A 19,835-nucleotide genomic window follows, 5' to 3' on the forward strand; every position below is an offset into this window, starting at 1 on the left:
GATATCTCGACCAACATTGTTAGCCAACAGGTTTCGATGGGGTGAATATCACCGGCATTGACTCCGGACCAGAAATGAAATTTGTCGGCCGCAAGGGCAATTCGTCCGCACTGGCCAAGCGCAGGTCGGGCAGACGTTGCAACACCCGGCCGAGCATGAGGGACAGTTCCAGGCGCGCCAGTTGATTGCCCAGACAAAAGTGCGTGCCGAATCCGAATGCCAAGTGATTGTTGGGTTTACGGTCGATGCGGAAGTTCTCCGGATCGCCGAAGGTGGTCTCGTCGAAGTTAGCCGACTCGAACAACAGCATGATTTTTTCGCCAGCATGCAACGAAGTGCCATGAAACTCGGTATCCACAGCCATCGTGCGGCACATGTTCTTTATCGGCGTGGTCCAGCGCAACATTTCCTCTATCGCGCCGGGCAACAGTTGTGGGCCCGCGCACAGCTTCTCCCACTGGTCGCGATGCCGCAACAGCTGCTCGGTTCCGCCGGACAAAGTGTGCCGGGTGGTCTCGTCGCCGCCGATCAGAATCAGCAATGACTCGTAAACGATCTCGTCGTCGGACAGCTTGTGCCCGTCGACTTCGGCATTCACTAGGACACTTAACAGGTCATCCGTTGGGCGTGTCCTGCGCTTGGCGACGGTGTCCAATGCGTAGGCCGCGTATCCGGCGAATGCGTCCGCCACCGTTTGTAGTGCCGCCTCGCTGCCGTCCGCACTCGGCCGACCGACCATATCCTCGGACCACTTCAGCAGCGTCTCGTGGTCCTCGGGTAACACGCCCAGCATGTCGCCGATTACCGCCATTGGGAGCGGCGCGGCGATATCACGTACGAAGTCACACTGGCCCGACTCGCAGATCACATCGATCAACTTGTCGCATAGCCGAATGATCGCTGATCCCTTCTCCTGTAGTCGTTTACGGGTGAAGCCTGCGTTGACGAGCTTGCGGCGCAGCAGATGTTCGGGATCATCCATGTCGATCATGTAAGGCATTGGCGCAAGGTTGGGCCGGATTCCGCCGCTATTGGAAAACAGGGCCGGATTACGTTCGGCATCGACAACAGCCTGATACGTCGCCGCGGCCGCCAAGCCATTGCGGTCACGGAAGATAGGCTGGTGCTCGCGCATCCAGCGATAGGCCTGACGTGCGAATCCACCCGCATAGAAGCAACCATCGGCCAGATCGATATCTAAGACTTTGGTCATGCTCTATCCCCCAACCCTGCGCAATTCGCCAGACGGTGTTCGGACTTGATCTCCTGCGCAGCGCGCTCGCCGATGACCACGCACGGCGCCATGGTGTTGCTCGCGGTGATTCTGGGCATCACGGATGCGTCGGCGACGCGCAGGTTTTCCACGCCGTAGACCTTCAGGGTGCCGTCGACCACAGAGAACGCGTCGCGTCCCATCTTGGCAGAGCCGACGTAGTGCCAGTAGGACAGTGCGCCGTCGCGCAGATATGTCAGCAAATCGTCGCCCGCCAGGTCGCCGGGCATCACCTCACGCTTCGTGTGGGGCCGCAGCGGCGCTGAGTTTCCGATTTCCCGCAGCTGCTCAACGCATCTCACGATAAGCCGCAGGTCGTCGGAGTCCGACAGCGCGTTGTGCACGACCTTGACGGCACAGTCGGGATCCGGGCTGATCAATTGGACCCTGCCACGGCTTTGGGGGTGAGTAGGCCCACCGAAAAATCCCCAGCCGGCGTCGGGCAGGCCGAATCGCGCGACACTCTCCGGACTACCGATCGTCAGCGCGCCTTGGCACGCAAAGAGATCGGGCTCCTCGCCGCCGGCCTCACTCGGCCAGAACAGCACCGTGTCGCCGGTGTGGTGGGCAGGGCCACCGTCCGACCGTTGCCACAGGCAGCTGATCGCGACATGGTCGTGAAAGTTGCGGCCCACACCCGGCAGATGCTGTTCGACCGGGATCCCCCAGGGCCGGAGTTGGTGTTGGTCTCCTACCCCCGAAAGCATCAGAGTCTTCGGCGTGTGGATTGCGCCCATTGACAGGACTACCTCTGTGCCTGCGAGGAATTGGCGCAGTTCGTCTTCATAACGGACCTCGACGCCGATGGCTCGCTGGTGTTGGATGATCACGCGCCGGACGCACGCATGCGTCAAGACGGTCAGATTCGGCCGGTCCATATACGGATAGGTGTAAGACTTAAAGACCGATGCGCGCTTGTTCCCGCGAGTACGAAGATCCATGATCGCCGCACCGCCCCTGCCCTCCATCATCTTTCCGTTCGGATTGTCAAAAGTGACCACACCCACCGATCTGGCGGCTTCCAGCACTGCCGGACCGACGGGGTGTGGATCGCGTTTCGGTTCCACGTGGACGGGGCCGCCGCTGCCCCGGCGATCATCGGGGGTGCCCTGCCAATCTTCTATGTGCCGGTAGATGTCCAGGACCGACTCGTAGCCCCAAGCGCTGCAACCCGACGCATCGGCGAAGAAGTCCCAATCCGCCTTGTGGCCGCGTGCCCACGTCATCGCGTTGATGCTCGAGCCCCCACCCAGTACTTTGCCCATGGACAGCAACAGCGAGCGCCCATTGAGATGGTGGTTCGACTCGGCCGGAAAGGCCCAATCCGTCTCGCTGCCGAGGTTCGTCTGCCACAGGCTGACCTCGGTGACGCCGGGCACGTCGTCACTGCCGCCCGCCTCCACCAGCAGCACACTGGCCGCCGGGTCTTCGGCCAAACGCCGAGCAACGACGGATCCCGAAGATCCCGCACCGCATACCACGAAGTCGTAGTGCGGCGCGAGGTCGGCGGTCAGTCGCCGCTGGTTCTCCCGGATCCGCCGGTCCAGGTCATTGTCGACGTCGGTGGCTGACTCAATCGACACCCGTTGCCCCCCTGTCTAATTCACGCGACCCAGTGAGACAGTCGACGGCAGCGTGTTCGCCGGCACGGATTCCGGAAAACACGCAGTCGGCCAGCGACAGCCCGCTGACGTAGGAGTTGGCACAGATACCTACCGCGGTGCGGCCGGCGGCATAGAGCCCGCGAATCGGAGACCCCGACTCGTTCAATACCTGGCCGCTGGCGCCATCCACCCGCAAGCCGCCCAAGGTCATTCCCGGGACGAAATACGCCAGCGAGGGTCGAACCGAGATGTCGAGGCCGTAATAGGGCCCGCATCTCAGCGGACGGCACATTGAGGGTGTCTTGCGCGCCGGGTCTTCGCGGCCGGAGTCCGCCGCATCATTGTAGGCAGCCACGGTGCCCGTCAGCCCTGTCGCCGAAATTCCCAGCGCGGCAGCAAGTTCAGGCAGCGTGGCTGCCTTACGGAATGCGGTAGCGAAGACAGTGCTCATCTGGATTCGTTGCAACGGCGACGTCTGCGTCGACAACTGGGCACGCGCCCGCTTGAACATGACCGAATCGAGAATCAGATATCCGCGCCCACCGAACTTTTGCACCATGATGCCGGCGTGGGTGGCACCGTACAGGTCTTCGCTGGCGATGCGTTCGCCGCTGAGTCCGACGATGATGCCCTCCTGCATCGCCGCGGGCGGGCTCAGGAATCGCCAGGCGGCCACGCTGTGCAGATACCCGGTCGCACCGCCGACCCCCGTCCCGAGCATGATGCCGCTGCCGTCGTCGGTTTCTGTCCCCAGGGGCGATATGCCGGCGAAGGATGGCGCATAGCGAAGCAACATGTCGCGGTTGAATGTGAATCCACCGGCAGCCAAGATCACGTTCGGCGCCACTAGTATCAGCTCACTGGTGCGCTGCCACAATCGCGCCGCGCCCGTGGGAAGCGCGCGGGCAACACTGGGTGCCCAGTTCGTCAGCCAGTCGCGCAGCCGAGTGGTGCGCCAATAGTGCTGCAGTAAAAGCGGATTGCAATCAGTGACGGTATGACAACGCAGCCCCGCTACCCGACCGTCGGCCATCACCAGTTCCTCGGCGCGAGTCATGGGCAAGAACTCCACGCCCAACCCCTCGGCGGATCGGCGCAGCGCCCGATACAGAGCGCGACCAGAACCCATGCCTTTGGCAACCTGCCGGTGCCCGCGTGGAGCCGGTGCGGCGTTCAGACGGTAGGGAAAGGCCCGTTCATTGCCGGAGAAGTAAAGATAGTGCCGATCGGTGGGATAGGACGTCTTGTAGTCACACAACGAGGCGGCGAACCGCGCACCGTGACGCTCGAGCCACGAAAGCCGTTGCACACTCCCGTCACAGAACGTGCGCAAAGTTTCGTCGTCAACCGCGCCGGCCACCTCCTGCCGGAGATAATTGAACATGTTGACGGGGGTATCTTCGAAACCGGCGGCTCGCTGGTAGCGAGTACCGCCGCCCGAATACACCACTCCCCCAGACAAAGCCGTGGCTCCCCCGCCCAGCGACCGGTCTACGACAAGTACCCGGGCACCGCGCTCGGCCGCCGCGATTGCCGCGCATGCGCCGGCCGCGCCGAATCCCACAATTACCACGTCGAATTCGTTGTCCTCAGGAACGATCACCTCGGCTCCGATCCCTCAGTGGCCGGCGCTCATGCCGCCGTCGATGTGGAGGATTTCGCCGGTGACAAAGGAGATTATCTCCAGATACAGCGCACCGTGCACGATGTCGTCGACGGCGCCGGTTCCGCGTGAGGCGCCCGTGCTGATCTCGACGTTCTGGTCACCGGAACCCATAGTCAGTACCTTTCTGCGCAGCGCCCGAAGTATCCGGCGGTCAGCCCGCCAGCTCTTGCACAATGTCGGTGGCCGAACCCGTTCGCACATTGCGGAATTCCGCGCCCGTCCACATGCCGACGCCATGTGGGTCGCCCAGCTTGACCGCGGCCGCCTGGATGGGGCCGGTAATCATGGCGGCCTGAGGAAACCCGAATACCGCATGAGCGTCATGCCTGTCGATGAAGCCATTGCGCAACGCACGTGCATACCGTCCGGTGAACGCTCGCGTCACCACGGTTTCGGTGAATTCCGCGTCGCGCAATGCCGCGCGGTGCACCGGGTTGGTTCCGGCTTCGTCCGCCAGCAAAAACGCGGTGCCGAGCTGGACCGCGGCGGCGCCGATACCGCGCACCCGCCGCACGGCCGCGGCAGTCCCCAGTCCCCCGGCCGCGACGACAGGACAGTCAAAGCAGGCGACCAGCGCCGACACCAGGTCATCGAGAGTATCGCCAGGCGGCGTGGCGAGCGGATCAAACGTGGCCCGATGCCCGCCCGCATCGGGACCCTGCGCTACCACTGCGTCCACACCAAAGCTGACCGCAATCAACGCTTCTCGCACGGTTGTCACCGTGGCCAGCGTCAGGATGCCGGCATCAGTGAGTCGACGGCATGCCGCTTCGGTCGGCGAACCAAAGGTGAAGGAGACCACTTCTGGTCGCAGATCGCACACCACATCGAGCTTCGCCGCATACTCGTCGTCATCATCATGCGGTTCACCTAGCGCCACACCGTAATGTTCAGCCTCGTCCTCGAGCATGGCCGCGAACGCACCCAGCTCCCCGATGGTCGCCACCGGCGCATGGGGCACAAACAAATTCACTCCCAGTGGGCCTGAGGTCAGCCTGCGAGCCGCCAGGATCGAATCGGCCAATTCTTCGGCGGACAGCATGCCCCCCGCAAGAAAGCCCAGGCCGCCGCCGTTGGACACCGCGGCGGCCAATGCGGGTGTCGAAACTCCACCCGCCATCGGCGCACCGAGTACACGAACACTCAAATCCCCCAGCGCAAATCGGTCAAACACCACAAACCTCCCCCATACTTACCTGCCGCACCTGACTAAGAGCGTGACCGTCGACAATGACGATGCTGCTGTCATCCAGACGGATCCACCCGTTGGCCTCGAATCCACGCAACGTCGCGCAGATCGTCTCCGGATCGACGCCGGCAAGATCAGAGAGATCGCCCGCCGTGAGATCGTGCACCACCCGCACGACATCGCCGTCCTGTTGGCCAAATTGTTTCTTCAACAACAACAGCCGACTTGCGACACGGCTCTGTGCGTCGGCGAACGCGAGGTCGAACAAACTGTCGGTCATTGCCTTTAGCCGGCGGGCGAACAGGCGTAGCACCTGATCGCAAACCTCCGGCTGTTCGACCATCCACTGCAGAAGTCGATCGCGGTCAATCGGCACCGCCACAACATCGGTAAGGGTGATCATGCTCATCTCTTGCGGACCCGCATCGAAAAGTGAGTCAGTTCCCAATATTTCGGACGGGCCCAGTAGCTTCAGCACGATCCCGCGACCGTCGGGTCGCTGGTAGAAAACTTTGACTTTTCCGGAGACGATCACGTAAACGTAACGCCCGAAGCTGCTTTGGCTCTCCAAATTCTGTCCCGGTGGGAAGCGCGCGGGCTTCAGCTGCGTGGATAATTCGGTGACCACTTCGGGACTGGTTCTGCTGAATATTCCGGATGCGGCCAGTGCCCGGTGCACCTCGTCATGCTCCGAGAGTTGCAGCGCTGGTGCTGTCTCGGCTTCGGCCGACGCGGCGGCACCGAACGCACTTCCGTTGTCCCGCTTTCTGTCCAGCGTCAGCCCGATCGGGCTTGCCGTCTCCCACCCCAACAGCGCCACCGCCATCAACATGGGCGTAAGAGCAATCGCAGCCGGACTCGTCACACCGTTAACGCTATGTAGGCCAGGGTAAATCGGGTAGCCACCGCACGCGACGTGCTGGACAGATTGCGTACCGAACCCAGCTCAGGCACACACCCGGGCATCAGCCGTGCCCCGCGGCAGCCGCGGACAGGTCCGAGCCATCACACGCAGGATTTAGGCCAAAATACGCAAAAGTGAGAATTGTGCACGTGACCTCTGCTATTGGCGAGCGTAGCCTGGCAATCGGATGACCGATTCACCGAGAGCTGTCGTACCGGATAGCGCCGCATGGATGACTGCGAAAACGCTCGACGAGTTCGCCATCCTGTGTTGCAAAGAACACCCCCACCTCACACTGTTGAGCAACCCGGATTCGTTTGCGCTGACCCAGCGCGCGGGTGGCGTCGGTCCGGTCACCCTTTCCGAACTTGTGGTCAGGTCCGACGTGGCCTTGGATTGCGGTGAGCACTGCAGCGGTTACCGCGTGAATGTGATGCGATCGGGACGTTTTGAGTCGACGCACCGGGGTTCGGCCCAGCACGCGGGTCGGGGCACCGTCGCCGTGTACCGGCCGGAAGGCCACACCGCAGCACGATGGGCGGCCGGCACCCAGATGTTGGGGGTGAAGCTCGACCGCAACGCTGTCGACAATGCGCTGAGCGATGCGCTGGGCCGGCAGGTGACGTCGCAAGTCGACTTCGCACCCAATGTGGCGATGACGACCCCGGCCGGCCGCGGCTGGATCAGCATGCTGTTGCTCTTCTACGAACAAATCTCCCGCCCCGACAGCCTGTTCAATCAACCGCTGGTCGGATTGCCGTTCGCGGACGGCTTGATCCGTGGATTCCTGCTCGCTGCCGACCACCCCGATCGCGAGGCCGTCGCGGCAGCTGCACCGCGACCGGCGCCTCGCACAATTCGCGCCGCCCTCGACATCATCGAGGCGGAGGCGCATCTGCCGCTGACGATATCCGCGCTTGCGACGCGTACCCACGTCAGCGTTCGCTCCCTGCAACAGGGCTTTCGCGACCATCTGGATGTTTCTCCGATGGCGTATCTGCGTGAGGTCCGGCTGCGCCGGGCACACCAGGCCCTGCTCGACTCGGATCCCTCGTCGGTCACCGTCTCCTCAATAGCATTCCGCTGGGGCTTCACCAATCCGGGCCGATTTGCGACTGCGCATGCCGAGCGTTACGGCGAGCCGCCTTCAGAAACACTGCGCCGCAGAGAGTTCCGCGCGTCCAGAGACCGGTATTGACCGTGCGCCCGGCCGTCGCTAAGCACTGCGGCGCAGCGCCTCGGACGGCGATTCCCGATAGCGAGCCGTGTGGGCGGCGGCGAACCTGCCGAGATTGGTGAAACCCCACCTGCACGCGACCGAGGCAACGGTCACCCTGGACGGGTCGGACTCGACCAAGGCCTGGTGCGCACGCCGCAGCCGGACCTCACGCAGATACGCCATCGGTGTGACACCGAGGTGATGGCGGAACCCTTGCTGCAGCGTGCGGACGCTGACGCAACTGCGCTCGGCCAGGAGCGAGACCGTCAACGGCTGATCGGCTTCGGCCTCGATGACGTCGATCGCGGCTCGGATCGCCCGCGGCTCGGGCTCGGCCGCCTCGCCTTCCAACGCCGCGCGGTAGGAGTGGTCGGTGGCCAGCAGCAGACCATGGACCAAGCTCTCGACGAAGGGCATGCCAACCATCGGCTGGTGCACCGGGCTGCCGGGCTGGAACAGCAGTTCGGCAAACAGCGACACCATGCTGATCCAGCTGCGCACGGCTTGAGTCGAGGTCACCATGATGGGGTCGCAGTCGATCTGCGTAGTGACGGAGCGCCCCAGCGCGGCCGCGAGAGCATCCTCTACGGCATGCCGATCGATCATCACGGCCAGCAGCCGGCCGGTGTAGCGAGAGATGGCGGCTTTGCCCTCAGGCCGATACACCACCACCGAATCCGGTTTCGAGACGAAGGAAAGTGCGCTACCTCTTGCGGACAAGGATGTCGCAACCGGCAGGGTGACGTGATAGTGCGGACGAATATCACCGCCATTCACCCACACGTCATTGTGAAAAACTACGTCCAGCAAGGTAATCGGACCGAGTCGACGCACTCGGTGTGTGAATGAAAACGAGTCTGCGTCCTCGATCGGTCCGATGTCGGGCCACCAGCAGGGCGATGACTCCGGCTGGTTTTTGCGCAGCTCGGCGAACTCGTCCAATGAGCGCACGGCGATCCAGGCCCTGTTGTCTGCCGTCACCGTGGTACCTCCTACTCACTACTGAAACGCTGTGTCGAAATTCCTACTAGCTGGGTAACAAGACCTATCGCCGACGAACGATTCTGACGTTGACCCGTTCATCGGCGGTGAAGCGTTGGAATGCCCTGCGGCGCAGGGTCTCCGTCGGCGTCTCGCGGTAGCGCGCGGAGTGGGCCGCGGCGAACCTGCCGAGGTTGGTGAAGCCCCATCGGTACGCAACCGACGCAACGGTCACCGTCGAGGGATCCGACCTCAGCAGCGACTGGTGTGCTCTGCGCAGCCGGACCTCGCGCAGATATGCCATCGGCGAGGTGTCCAGGTGACGCTGAAATCCTTGCTGAAGCGTGCGGACGCTGATGTGCGCACGGGTGGCGATCGAGGTCAACGTCAAGGGCAAATGCGCTTCTTCTTCGATGATTTCGATCGCGGACCGAATCGCACGGGGTGCAAACAGCCGTACGTCCTTGGCGAGGGCTTCGCGATGCGGGTGATCAGCGGCAAGCAGAAAGCCACGCACCAAGCTGTCGACGAACGGAAGTCCCACCAACGGCTGATACAGCACGCTGTCGGGCTGAAAGACTTGATCTTTGAACAGCGCCACCATGTTGATCCAGCTTCGGGTCGCTGAAGCACCGGTTGGCATGACGGGCGTGAAATCGGGCTGGGACATCACCTGCCAGCCGAGTGCATCGCTGAGCGCGTCGTCGACGGCGCAACCATAGATCTTGAAAGAGATCAATCGGCTTCCAGCGCTCCATCGCGCCGCGGCCCGACCCTGTGGGGGGTATACGGCGACAGCGCCGGGCCCGCCCAAGAAAGAAAGACCCCGGTACGCGCCCTCGGAGCGTCCCGAGCACAGCACGATGATTCGATAGGAGCCGCACAGCTCGCCCGCATCCATCGACAGTTCGGACCCGATCGCGATTTCGGACACCGTCGCTGCACCGATTCGCGCCTCCCGATGAGACATTGCGAACGACTCGGGATCGGTCAACATGCTCATGTGACGCCGGCCGCAGCACACCGTGGCAAAGTCGTCAAAACTCTTCGCCGACTTCCAGATGTGCGTATCCGAAGGGTCCGCCGTCGGTGATTCCGTCACTCGGTCGCCTTCCTCCTCCAATCCACTGACACCCCTTACGCCCCCGCGCAACAACAAGCTAACGTTGTGCAGCGTCGTCTCGCCATTCCGTGCTGGTGGCCGTGCGCAAACCGGCTAAACCACTGCGCAATTAGGCTAGCCGAGCCAAAGGCAGATCTTTGCGGTCTAGCGTGGGAGCATGCCGATCGACCCCCTTGCCGAGACTGGAAGCGTGCCGATGATCTGTGCCGAATCTGTTCCTGTTCAGCGCTTTTCGAATCATCAGCTGACCGCGTTGGATGCTCGACTCGACGGTGACATCGTGCACTGTCAGCATCCGGACTATCAGCGAGCGCGCCGCATCTGGAACGCCATGATCGACCGTCACCCCGCGGTGATCGTCCGCTGTCAAACCGATGACGATGTCGTGACCGCAATCGAATTCGCGCGTGAGCACGGCGCTGCGCTGACCGTCAAGGGCGGCGGCCACAGCGTCGCCGGCCACTCCATGATCGACGGCGGCGTGGTCATCGATCTCGGCCCGATGCGCCGGGTCAGCGTCGACCCCGAGGCACGCACGGTACGGGTGGGTGGGGGCTGCCTGCTAGCCGATATGGATCGGGCGACGCAGATCCACGGCCTGGCAACACCGGCCGGCGTGATGTCAGAAACCGGGGTCGCGGGACTGGCACTGGGCGGCGGCGTCGGGTGGCTCACTCGTAAATATGGCCTCACCTGCGATAATCTGCTTTCCGCTCGGGTGGCGTTGGCCGATGGCAGTGTGGTCAACGCCAGCGCGAACGAGAATGCGGACCTGTTTTGGAGTCTGCGCGGCGCGGGAACCAACTTCGGTGTCGTAACCGAGTTCGAATTCACAACACACGTTGTCGCCCAACACCTTCCAGTTGGCACCGCAATGTATCGCCTGGACAATGCGGCCGATGCCATCGCACACTACGACCAGCTGATGCGCCGCGCTCCCGACGACCTGAAGGTTGTGGTCTATCTACGGCGCGCATTCGCCGAGCCGGGAGTGCCAGACGAGCTGGTCGACGCCCCGGTGTGCGTGATGGTAAGCGTGTGGACCGGCGATGCCGAGGATGCGCGATCGGTCAACCAGGAACTTCTGCGCGGTGCGCCGCCGGTGTTCTCGGGCATCCAGGCAATGCCTTTCATCGAGCTGCAGTCGGCCAACGATGCCTTGTTCGGCCCTGGCGCGTGCAACTACACAAAGGGTGGCTATCTCGGTGCGATGACCGATGACTGCATCGATTCGTTGGTCGAATCGGCGCGCCGGCTGCCTTCGGCGATTTCGGTGCTGGAGATCTCTTACCAACACGGCGCCCAGGGCCGGCTAGCCGAGGACGACACCGCGTTTCCGGATCGCCATGCCGACCATTTCCTCAATGTGCTCACCCGATGGCATCCGGATGACGAACGCGGGCCTTATATCGATTGGGCACGAAGGACTTTCGAAACGACATCCGCCTGGCACAGCGGCGGGATCTATTCGAATTTTCTGGCCTATGACGACGAGGCGCGGGTGCCCGAGGCCTACCGCAACGGGAAGTACGAGCGGCTGGCCACGATCAAGGCCAAGTACGACCCGGGTAATATCTTCAACAGCAACCCAAACATACCTCCCGCCAACGTGATTGAACGGAATAGCTGACATGCACTTGGGCATGATTCCGGATGACCCGGCGGAATGGAAGGCGCTGGCCTCACGACAACTACCGTTGCCATTCTTCGAAACCCACTTCGCACTGGGGCTTGCGCGCGCGATCATGGCGGCAACCAAGCTCGGAGTGTTCGAGTCGCTGAGCCGGCAGGCAGCCACACCAGCCGAAATCGCCGAACGGTGCGCCACCGACACCGTCGCAACCCAGAAGCTGCTGGTTGCCCTGACCGGGGCTGACTACCTGCTCTACCGCGATGGCCGGTACGCGTTGACGCCGAACGCGCGCACCTGGCTGCTGACGGGGAGTCCCTCCTCGATCGTCGACGCGGTGCTCTTCGCATTCGATGAATGGGAGCTCATGACGCACGTCGACGAGTATGTGCGCACCGGCATCCCCCTCGAGCTGCACCAGACCATGACCGGCGTGCAGTGGGACCATTACCAGCGATCCATGCGGGCACTAGCCGGCCTGACGGCGCACGAAGTCGCGCAGCTCATCCCGGTGCCGGGCGGCGCTACCGACATGATCGACGTCGGCGGATCGCACGGCCGCTACTCGGTTGCGCTGTGCCGGCGTCATTCCCGGCTGCGTTCGGTGGTCCTGGACTTGACCCCCGCCGTCCGTGTTTCGGCGCCGCTGTTAGCCACCGAGAAGATGGGTGCTCGCGTCGTCCACCTCGAGGCCGACGCGCTGACGCATGATTTCGGAGCCGAGTCCTACGACGTGGTGCTGCTGTGCAATCTTGCACACCACCTCAGTGCGGCAGAGAACGCGCTGTTGTTTCAGCGGCTGGGAAAGGCGCTGCGGCCGCACGGTGTCTTTGCGGTGATCGAACCCATCCGACTCGAAAGTGGTCATGGTGCGAGTCAATTCGCAGCACTGAACGAGCTGTACTTTGGCGTGACCAGCCACTCTGGGACCTGGACCGCGCAGGATACCGCGCAATGGCAGCGGGACGCGGGACTGCGGCCCGCGGCCGAACCGGTCATGCTCAGCGGTGGCGATGTCGGCTTGCAGATCGCGACGAAGATCTAACGTCTAGCCCGGCAGCACCGGAACGGCGCCGCCCACCATCAAGCCCGGCACGTCCGACCACGTCTGCTGGCTTTCGGCGGCAGACGCCGAATACTGCAGCACGCCTTGCGGAGCGGCAACGTAGACGGTCGACGGGTTGGCCGCGATCGCGGTCAGCGGAATCTGCAAACCGTGCGCCGGTGCATCGGAGTTGACCCCGTCGAGGTTCACGTAGGAGACCGGATGAGCGACGTCATTGCGAGTCACCACCATGTCGTCGCCGGTTCGCCAGTACAGGGACACCACCGTGTTGCCGAGTCCAAAACCCAACCGCCGCGGGTAGGTCAGCGCATACTGCCCGGCCTGTGTCTGCTCGATACCGGCGAGGATGACCTCGCCCCCGATCACCATCGCGGCGCGCGTGCCGTCCCGGGACAGTTGAAGGTCGGTGATCGGCCCCGGGAATTTGCTCCCCACCGCCCCGGAATCCACCGGGATGCGTGCGGGTTGCCCGGATGCCGGTTCCTGAATGGCCCGCAGCACGTTATTGCCGTCCACCACCACCCAGACCGCGTCGTCCAGCGACCAGCTGGGTCTCGACAGGCTGTGCCCGTCGGCGGATTGCACCGCCTCGCCGCCCAGATCACCGATCCACAGTGATTCCGCCATGTCCGGGGCGCCACGGTGCAAGGTCACGACGGACGCCACCTGCCGCCCGCTGCGAGACAGCGCGGCCAGCGTCTGATCGCCCATCCGGCCGAACGCACCGGGCACTGTGGCGGACCGCTGTCCGTCCAGGCCCACCAGCGAACCATTGATCAGGGCGTGCATCCCCGCGCCGGCGCCGTCGGCCACGCCGGGGTCGGTGGCCGCGACGTCGGAGGTGGTCCACCCTTCGGCGAACCTGTCATCCAGCGGTGCCCCGTCGGCGTTGATCACGTACGGACCCCGGATGTCGGCTCGGGCCAGCGTCCAAATGATCTGCGCGGCAAGCAATTGCCTACTGTGTGGATCGGTGGTCGAGAGCTTCTGCAAATCGATGCGCGCACCGCCGTAACCGCGCCCGATGCCGTTCTTGCCGCCGTCAGCCCGGGTCACCGGCCCGCGCAGCCGCAGCGGCGGGGCGAGCAGGTTGCGGACCGTATGCGCCATCTCCGGGCGCGGCCCGGCCACCAGCTTGGACATCAGTTCGGTGGCCAGCTGATCGTGGTCGGCGACCGCGACATAGCGCGGGTCGGGCACCACCGTCTTACCGGTCGGGTCCGCGAAATACAACGTGTTGCGCTTGTAGGTCGCCTGAAACTGTTGCCAGTCCAGGAAAACTCCGTTGGGCAGCTTGTCGATTCGCCAGCCGCCGGATGTCTTGACCAACTCGATTGGGCCCGGGTCCGGCAGCACGCCCTCGGCAGTTTCGAACACCCCGATATCGGACAGCGAACCCAGAATGTCTGCCCGCATGGTCGCCGAAACCCGTTCGGCACCACGGGTTTCGACAAACACGACGTGGTCGATCAGCAGTGCGCTACCGGCATCGTCCCAGGCGTTGGATGCCGACTGAGTGAGGAACTGCCGCGCCGCCAAATGCCGGTTGGCCGGATCGGCCGTGGCCTTGAGGAATTCGCGCAGCAACACGTCGGGATCCATGCCCGGGGTCGGCTTGGGCAGATTCGACGGGGCGGGTCGCTCGACGGTGCCGATGGCTTGCGGCGCCGACGACCTGGGTACGCCCGCACAGCCGGCGAGCAGTACCGCCAGCAGCGCGATGAATAGGCGCCTCATCACACGCTCCTGTCGGCGTGTTCGTGCTGGCGCGGACGCTGGATGCCCGATTGCTGGCCGGGCGCACCGGGCGGCGGCGTCGGCTGTGGGATCGGCTTCATCGGCAACGGGCTGGTGGTGACCTTATGGCCGCGGATCAGCGGAAGCGTCAGCCGGAAGCAGGCGCCCTGACCGGGCTCGCCCCACGCCTCCAGTCGGCCCTGGTGCAGGCGTGCATCCTCGACGCTGATCGCCAGACCCAGCCCGGTCCCGCCGGACCGCCGCACCCGTGACGGGTCCGACCGCCAGAACCGGCTGAACACCAGCTTCTCCTCGCCGGGCCGCAGCCCCACGCCGTAGTCGCGAACCGTGACGGCGACGGTGTCCTCGTCGGCACCCATCCGGATCCGCACCGGTTTGTGCTCGGCGTGGTCGATGGCGTTGGCGATCAGGTTGCGCAGGATCCGTTCCACCCGCCGCGGATCGACCTCGGCGATCACCCCTTCGGCGGGCATGTCTACCTGCAGCTCTATGCCGGCGTCCTCGGCCAGGTGGCCGACGTTGCCGAGCGCGCTGCCCACCGTGGTGCGCAAATCGACTGCCTCCACGGACAGCTCGGCGACACCGGCGTCGTGCCGGGAGATCTCCAGCAGGTCGTTGAGCAGCGTCTCGAAGCGGTCCAGCTCGCTGACCATCAGCTCGGTCGATCGCCGCAGCGTCGGGTCCAGGTCGTCGCTGTGGTCGTAGATCAGGTCTGCGGCCATCCGCACCGTAGTCAGCGGGGTGCGCAGCTCGTGGCTGACATCGGACGTGAATCGGCGCTGCAAGTTGCCGAATTCCTCAAGCTGGGTGATCTGCCGGGACAAGCTCTCCGCCATGTCGTTGAACGACAGGGCGAGCCGGGCCATGTCGTCTTCACCACGCACCGGCATGCGTTCGGACAGATGCCCCTCGGAGAAACGTTCGGCGATCCGCGACGCCGACCGCACCGGCACCACCACCTGCCGCGACACCAGCAGCGCGATCCCGGCCAGCAACACCAGCAGCACCGCGCCGCCGGTGATCATCGTGCCGCGCACCAGTGTGATCGTGGCTTGCTCGCTGGTAAGCGGGAAGATCAGGTACAGCTCCAGGTTGGCCACCTGCGACGACGCCGGTGTGCCGACGATCAGCGCCGGCCCCGAAAAGCCTTCGGTGTGCACCGTGGCGTACTGGTAAGCCGCCTGCCCGGCCTTGACGAAGCCCCGCAGCGAGGCAGGCACCTGATCCACCGGTCCGGCGGTAGTCGCGGCGCGCGGGCCGTCGCCCGGCACCATCAACACCACATCGAACGCGCCGGCAAGACCGGGACCGGAAGACGGATCGGTTTTCGAGGTCAACGTGTTGCGGGCGAGCTGCAGGCTGCTGTCCAGCGAGCGCGATTCCTCACCATTGACGATTCCGCCGACAGTGTTGCGCGCCCGTTCGATCTGCTCGATGCCCGCCTTGACCTTGACGTCAAGAACCCGGTTGGTGACCTGGCTGGTCAACACGAAGCCGAGCGCCAAAATCACCGCCAAAGACAGACCCAGAGTCAACGCCACGACCCGCAGCTGCAACGAACGGCGCCAGGCAATGCCGACGGTTCGACTCAACGCACTCATGCCCCGAGTCATGGGGCCGGTGCGTCCCCAGCGGTGACCGTGAATGCGTCGCCGCGACCCCCAGATCAATGGCGGCGCTCCGGATCGTGACGCTCGCCGGCTCTGCCTACGCGCCGCTTCTCCTGATCGCTGCGCTCTGCATCGTCGCCGGCGCGGATCACGGAGGTCCGGCCTTGTAACCCACTCCTCGAACGGTCAACACCACGGTCGGGTTCTCAGGGTCTTTCTCGACCTTGGCCCGCAGACGCTGAACGTGCACATTCACCAAGCGGGTATCCGCCGGGTGCCGGTATCCCCACACCTGTTCGAGCAGCACATCACGAGTAAACACCTGGCGCGGTTTGCGTGCCAGCGCTACCAGCAGGTCGAACTCGAGCGGTGTCAGGGAGATCTGCTCGCCGTTGCGAGTCACCTTGTGCGCGGGCACGTCGATCTCGACATCGGCGATGGAGAGCATCTCGGCGGGCTCGTCGTCGTTGCGCCGCAGCCGCGCCCGCACCCGGGCGACCAGCTCCTTGGGCTTGAACGGCTTCATGATGTAGTCGTCGGCACCCGACTCCAAGCCCAGCACCACATCCACGGTGTCGGTCTTGGCCGTCAACATCACAATCGGAACGCCGGAATCGGCGCGCAATACCCGGCACACGTCGATGCCATTCATGCCGGGCAACATCAGGTCCAGCAGCACCAAATCGGGTCGCAGCTCACGCACCGCGGTCAGAGCCTGCGTGCCATCACCGATGACCGCAGTGTCGAAGCCCTCCCCACGAAGAACGATGGTCAACATCTCCGCAAGCGAAGCGTCGTCGTCGACGACCAAAATCCTTTGCCTCATGGAGTCCATGGTGTCACCAGATCGGGACAAAACTCGGGCGCCACACGGGCGTTTCTTAATCGATAGGGCCAAATCGTGACAATTTTGTGCTAATCGGCCACCAAATCGGCGGCCAGGCGACCCGGATCGACGTCCGCGTCGACCACCAGCCATCGCCCGCCCCAGCCCGCGTCGGCCAGTCCGGCGTACACCGCGCGGGTGCGCTGCTGCAGTCCATCGTCACGTTCGTAGCTGTCGCGCGGCCGGCCCGGATCGGACTCGGCCCGGCGTTTGGCCCGTTCCCCCGCCAGCTCCGCGGGTACCGCGAGCAGCACCTGCCGATCCGGCGCGGGCAGCCCAAGCCGCCGATACTCGAGGGCGTGCACCCAGGCCGCCGCGTCTCCCGCCGCGTCCTGGTGCAGGCGCGCGGCGCTATAGGCCGCGTTGGAGGCGACGTAGCGATCGAGAATCAGCACGTCATGGTTGCCCGACAAGGCTTCGATGTCCGCGATCGCGGCGGCGCGGTCCAGCGCGAAGAGCATCGCCATCGCATACACCGACGACGAGAGGTCCCCGTGCTCACCATGTAGCGCTTCGGCCGCGACGTCAGCGGTCACCGACCGCCCGTAGCGCGGGAAAGCCATGGTGGCGACCGTCTTGCCGGCAGCTTCAAAGGCCTGACGCAGCCCTTCGGTCAGCGTCCGCTTGCCGGAGCCGTCGACACCCTCGATCGCGATCAGCACGCCGCGAGGTCGCGAATCAGTAGCGGTAGTGGTCCGGCTTGAACGGGCCCTCGACGTCGACGCCGAGGTATTCGGCCTGGTCCTTGGTCAGCTTGGTCAGCTGACCGCCGAGCGCCTCGACGTGGATGCGGGCCACCTTCTCGTCGAGGTGCTTGGGCAGTCGGTACACCTCGTTGTCGTACTCGTCGTTCTTTGTCCACAGCTCGATCTGGGCGATCGTCTGGTTGGCGAAGCTGTTGCTCATCACGAACGACGGGTGTCCGGTGGCGTTGCCCAGGTTCAGCAGCCGGCCCTCGGAGAGCACGATGATCGACTTGCCGGAATCCCCGAAGGTCCACAGGTCGACCTGCGGCTTGATGTTGAGCCTCGTCGCTCCCGAGCGCTCCAGCGCGGCCATGTCGATCTCGTTGTCGAAGTGACCGATGTTGCCCAGGATGGCGTGGTCTTTCATCGCCTTCATGTGATCCAGCGAGATGATGTCCTTGTTGCCGGTCGAGGTGATGACGATGTCCGCGTCGCCGATGGCCTGCTCGACGGTCACCACATCGAAGCCCTCCATCAGCGCCTGCAGCGCGTTGATCGGGTCGATCTCGGTGACGGACACCCGCGCGCCCTGGCCCTTGGCAGCCTCGGCGCAGCCCTTGCCGACGTCGCCGTAACCGCAGATCAGCACGGCTTTGCCGCCGATCAGCGCGTCGGTGCCGCGGTTGATGCCGTCGAGCAGCGAGTGCCGGGTGCCGTACTTGTTGTCGAACTTGGACTTGGTCACCGAGTCGTTGACGTTGATCGCCGGGAACGCCAGATCGCCGGCCGCCGCGAACTGGTAGAGGCGCAGCACACCGGTGGTGGTCTCTTCGGTCACGCCCTTGACCGACTCGGAAATCTTGGTCCACTTGGTCTTGTCGGACTCGAAGCGGCTCCGCAGCACGCCCAGGAAGACTTTCCATTCGGCGGAGTCGTCGTCCTCGGCGGGCGGGACCACGCCGGCCTTCTCGTACTGCGCACCGCGCAGCACCATCATGGTGGCGTCACCACCGTCGTCCAGGATCATGTTGGCGGGCTCGCCCTCCCAGGTAAGCATCTGCTCGGCGCACCACCAGTACTCCTCGAGCGACTCGCCCTTCCAGGCGAACACCGGGACACCCTTGGGCTCTTCGGGCGTGCCGTGCTTGCCGACGACGATCGCCGCGGCCGCGTGGTCCTGGGTCGAGAAGATGTTGCACGAAGCCCAGCGCACCTCGGCGCCCAGCGAGGTCAGCGTTTCGATCAGCACCGCGGTCTGCACGGTCATGTGCAGCGAGCCCGAGATACGAGCGCCCTTCAGCGGTTGCACCTCGGCGTACTCGCGGCGTAGCTCCATCAGGCCGGGCATCTCGTACTCGGCAAGGTCGAGCTCCTTGCGGCCGAATTCCGCAAGCGACAGATCGGCGATCTTGAAGTCGATGCCGTTACGAACGTCGGGCGTCAGAGTCATGGCGTGTCTGTTCCTTACTGCGGTTCAAGGGGGCTCAAAGGTATGAGCGACGACCAGGTGGCTTTAGTTAGCATGGGTACGCTCTTCCGCCACTGTAGTCGGCGTCAGAAAGCCCGCCAGGTCAGGGGATGTTGATGACGCCGTGACGCTCCGCAAAAGGCGTCATCAAACGGGCCAAGTCGCGGGCGACATCATGGTCGGCCTCGGGCGGCATTGACACATAACTCAACGCCAGCCGCACGATCGCACGCGCCAGCACACCGGCATCCTCGTCGCTAGTGGCCACCCAGCTGTGGGTGAAGGCCGAGCTCAACCGCTCCGAGGCCCGGGTGATGATCGGCCCGCTGTCGGTGGTGATGATCTGCAGCAGATCGGGCTTGGCGACTCCGCTGAGCAGCGAGATCACCAGCGGGTCGGCCGCAGACTCGGTGAAGAAGGACCGAAACCCCTGCAGAAACGCTTCGTAGATCTGGCCGACGTTGGCCTCGATAGCGGAGTGCACCGCGTCGACCAAACGATCAGCCAGGCGCAGGGCGTATCCGTGCGCCAGACCTTGCCGTGAACCGAACTCGTTGTAGATGGTCTGCCGACTGATGCCGGCCGCCTTGGCCACGTCGGAAAGCGTGATGGCGGACCAGTCCCGGGTCAGCAGCAAGTCGCGCATCGCGTCCAGCACCGAGTCGCGCAGCAGCACGCGCGACGCCTCGGCGTAAGGAATCCGCTTCACAGGCGCGACAATAGCTCCTATCACTGCGCCGCTCCTCCTCATCACTTAGTTCTGCATCGTCGC

17 protein-coding genes are annotated in these 19,835 nt (G+C 64.2%); 3 read left to right on the forward strand and 14 right to left on the reverse strand.

The features are described from left to right. Positions 1–19 precede the first annotated feature (19 nt). From DB708_RS06805 to DB708_RS06830, 6 genes are read right to left on the reverse strand one after another with little or no spacing between them, the layout of a single operon-like run. Positions 20–1,213, reverse strand: a complete 1,194-nt coding sequence (locus tag DB708_RS06805; protein WP_108921198.1) for a cytochrome P450 — start codon at positions 1,211–1,213, stop codon at positions 20–22. Then, the gene (locus DB708_RS06810) at positions 1,210–2,787 is read right to left on the reverse strand and encodes a GMC family oxidoreductase (RefSeq protein WP_108921326.1); all 1,578 of its coding nucleotides are present in this window, start codon (positions 2,785–2,787) and stop codon (positions 1,210–1,212) included. Before DB708_RS06810 ends, DB708_RS06805 begins: the two co-directional genes overlap by 4 nt. A 58-nt stretch (positions 2,788–2,845) precedes the next feature. Continuing rightward, on the reverse strand, positions 2,846–4,480 hold the full coding sequence (locus DB708_RS06815) for an FAD-binding protein (RefSeq protein ID WP_235616664.1): 1,635 nt from the start codon (positions 4,478–4,480) through the stop codon (positions 2,846–2,848). A 15-nt stretch (positions 4,481–4,495) separates the two neighbouring features. Then, positions 4,496–4,654: a hypothetical protein gene (locus tag DB708_RS06820; protein WP_201263441.1), complete on the reverse strand. Its 159-nt coding sequence runs from the start codon at positions 4,652–4,654 to the stop codon at positions 4,496–4,498. A 40-nt stretch (positions 4,655–4,694) separates the two neighbouring features. Then, complete coding sequence (locus tag DB708_RS06825) at positions 4,695–5,717, reverse strand: nitronate monooxygenase (protein WP_261859471.1); 1,023 nt, start codon at positions 5,715–5,717, stop codon at positions 4,695–4,697. Continuing rightward, complete coding sequence (locus DB708_RS06830; protein ID WP_133250986.1) at positions 5,710–6,597, reverse strand: Crp/Fnr family transcriptional regulator; 888 nt, start codon at positions 6,595–6,597, stop codon at positions 5,710–5,712. The genes DB708_RS06825 and DB708_RS06830 overlap by 8 nt, the downstream gene beginning before the upstream one ends. 271 nt (positions 6,598–6,868) lie before the next feature. On the opposite strand from DB708_RS06830, the gene DB708_RS06835 reads away from it, so the two are divergent. Next, positions 6,869–7,834, forward strand: a complete 966-nt coding sequence (locus tag DB708_RS06835) for an AraC family transcriptional regulator (protein WP_165839755.1) — start codon at positions 6,869–6,871, stop codon at positions 7,832–7,834. Between the two features lie 18 nt (positions 7,835–7,852). Here the strand turns inward: DB708_RS06835 and DB708_RS06840 are convergent, their stop codons facing one another. Together DB708_RS06840 and DB708_RS06845 are read right to left on the reverse strand one after the other, a co-directional pair. Next, positions 7,853–8,836, reverse strand: a complete 984-nt coding sequence (locus DB708_RS06840; protein WP_108921202.1) for an AraC family transcriptional regulator — start codon at positions 8,834–8,836, stop codon at positions 7,853–7,855. A gap of 64 nt (positions 8,837–8,900) precedes the next feature. Next, a complete protein-coding gene (locus DB708_RS06845; protein ID WP_133250987.1) occupies positions 8,901–9,938 on the reverse strand; it encodes an AraC family transcriptional regulator in 1,038 nt (345 codons plus the stop codon). A gap of 178 nt (positions 9,939–10,116) precedes the next feature. On the opposite strand from DB708_RS06845, the gene DB708_RS06850 reads away from it, so the two are divergent. Both DB708_RS06850 and DB708_RS06855 read left to right on the forward strand, forming a co-directional pair. Then, on the forward strand, positions 10,117–11,589 hold the full coding sequence (locus DB708_RS06850) for an FAD-binding oxidoreductase (protein ID WP_108921204.1): 1,473 nt from the start codon (positions 10,117–10,119) through the stop codon (positions 11,587–11,589). Between the two features lies 1 nt (position 11,590). Continuing rightward, entirely contained in the window at positions 11,591–12,634 is a 1,044-nt protein-coding gene (locus tag DB708_RS06855) for a class I SAM-dependent methyltransferase (protein WP_108921205.1), read from the forward strand. A 3-nt stretch (positions 12,635–12,637) separates the two neighbouring features. On the opposite strand, the gene lpqB is transcribed toward DB708_RS06855, so the two are convergent. The 6 genes from lpqB to alkX form a co-directional block, all read right to left on the reverse strand. Next, a complete protein-coding gene (gene lpqB, locus DB708_RS06860; protein ID WP_108921206.1) occupies positions 12,638–14,392 on the reverse strand; it encodes an MtrAB system accessory lipoprotein LpqB in 1,755 nt (584 codons plus the stop codon). After that, positions 14,392–16,083 (reverse strand): MtrAB system histidine kinase MtrB, encoded by a 1,692-nt coding sequence (gene mtrB / locus DB708_RS06865; protein WP_108921207.1) that lies wholly within the window; start codon positions 16,081–16,083, stop codon positions 14,392–14,394. The genes lpqB and mtrB overlap by 1 nt, the downstream gene beginning before the upstream one ends. Before the next feature lie 88 nt (positions 16,084–16,171). Next, positions 16,172–16,858 (reverse strand): two-component system response regulator MtrA, encoded by a 687-nt coding sequence (gene mtrA, locus DB708_RS06870; protein ID WP_007168097.1) that lies wholly within the window; start codon positions 16,856–16,858, stop codon positions 16,172–16,174. An 80-nt stretch (positions 16,859–16,938) separates the two neighbouring features. Further along, a complete protein-coding gene (locus DB708_RS06875; RefSeq protein ID WP_108921208.1) occupies positions 16,939–17,571 on the reverse strand; it encodes a dTMP kinase in 633 nt (210 codons plus the stop codon). Positions 17,572–17,587: 16 nt separating this feature from the next. Continuing rightward, the gene (gene ahcY, locus DB708_RS06880; RefSeq protein WP_108921209.1) at positions 17,588–19,045 is read right to left on the reverse strand and encodes an adenosylhomocysteinase; all 1,458 of its coding nucleotides are present in this window, start codon (positions 19,043–19,045) and stop codon (positions 17,588–17,590) included. 121 nt (positions 19,046–19,166) lie between these two features. Then, positions 19,167–19,814 carry a TetR family transcriptional regulator AlkX gene (alkX, locus tag DB708_RS06885; protein WP_108921210.1) on the reverse strand — a complete coding sequence of 216 codons (648 nt, stop codon included), beginning with the start codon at positions 19,812–19,814 and terminating at the stop codon, positions 19,167–19,169. Positions 19,815–19,835 lie beyond the last annotated feature (21 nt).

This window comes from Mycobacterium montefiorense (assembly GCF_003112775.1).
Lineage (GTDB): Bacteria > Actinomycetota > Actinomycetes > Mycobacteriales > Mycobacteriaceae > Mycobacterium > Mycobacterium montefiorense.

Excerpts from the sequence above, each read along its gene's own strand:
- DB708_RS06805 (WP_108921198.1), bottom strand. The coding sequence starts at position 1,213 with ATGACCAAAGTCTTAGATATCGATCTGGCCGATGGTTGCTTCTATGCG.
- DB708_RS06820 (WP_201263441.1), bottom strand. The coding sequence starts at position 4,654 with ATGGGTTCCGGTGACCAGAACGTCGAGATCAGCACGGGCGCCTCACGC.
- DB708_RS06835 (WP_165839755.1), top strand. The coding sequence starts at position 6,869 with ATGACTGCGAAAACGCTCGACGAGTTCGCCATCCTGTGTTGCAAAGAA.
- DB708_RS06850 (WP_108921204.1), top strand. The coding sequence starts at position 10,117 with ATGCCGATCGACCCCCTTGCCGAGACTGGAAGCGTGCCGATGATCTGT.
- DB708_RS06855 (WP_108921205.1), top strand. The coding sequence starts at position 11,591 with ATGCACTTGGGCATGATTCCGGATGACCCGGCGGAATGGAAGGCGCTG.
- lpqB (WP_108921206.1), bottom strand. The coding sequence starts at position 14,392 with ATGAGGCGCCTATTCATCGCGCTGCTGGCGGTACTGCTCGCCGGCTGT.
- mtrA (WP_007168097.1), bottom strand. The coding sequence starts at position 16,858 with ATGGACTCCATGAGGCAAAGGATTTTGGTCGTCGACGACGACGCTTCG.
- ahcY (WP_108921209.1), bottom strand. The coding sequence starts at position 19,045 with ATGACTCTGACGCCCGACGTTCGTAACGGCATCGACTTCAAGATCGCC.
- alkX (WP_108921210.1), bottom strand. The coding sequence starts at position 19,814 with ATGAGGAGGAGCGGCGCAGTGATAGGAGCTATTGTCGCGCCTGTGAAG.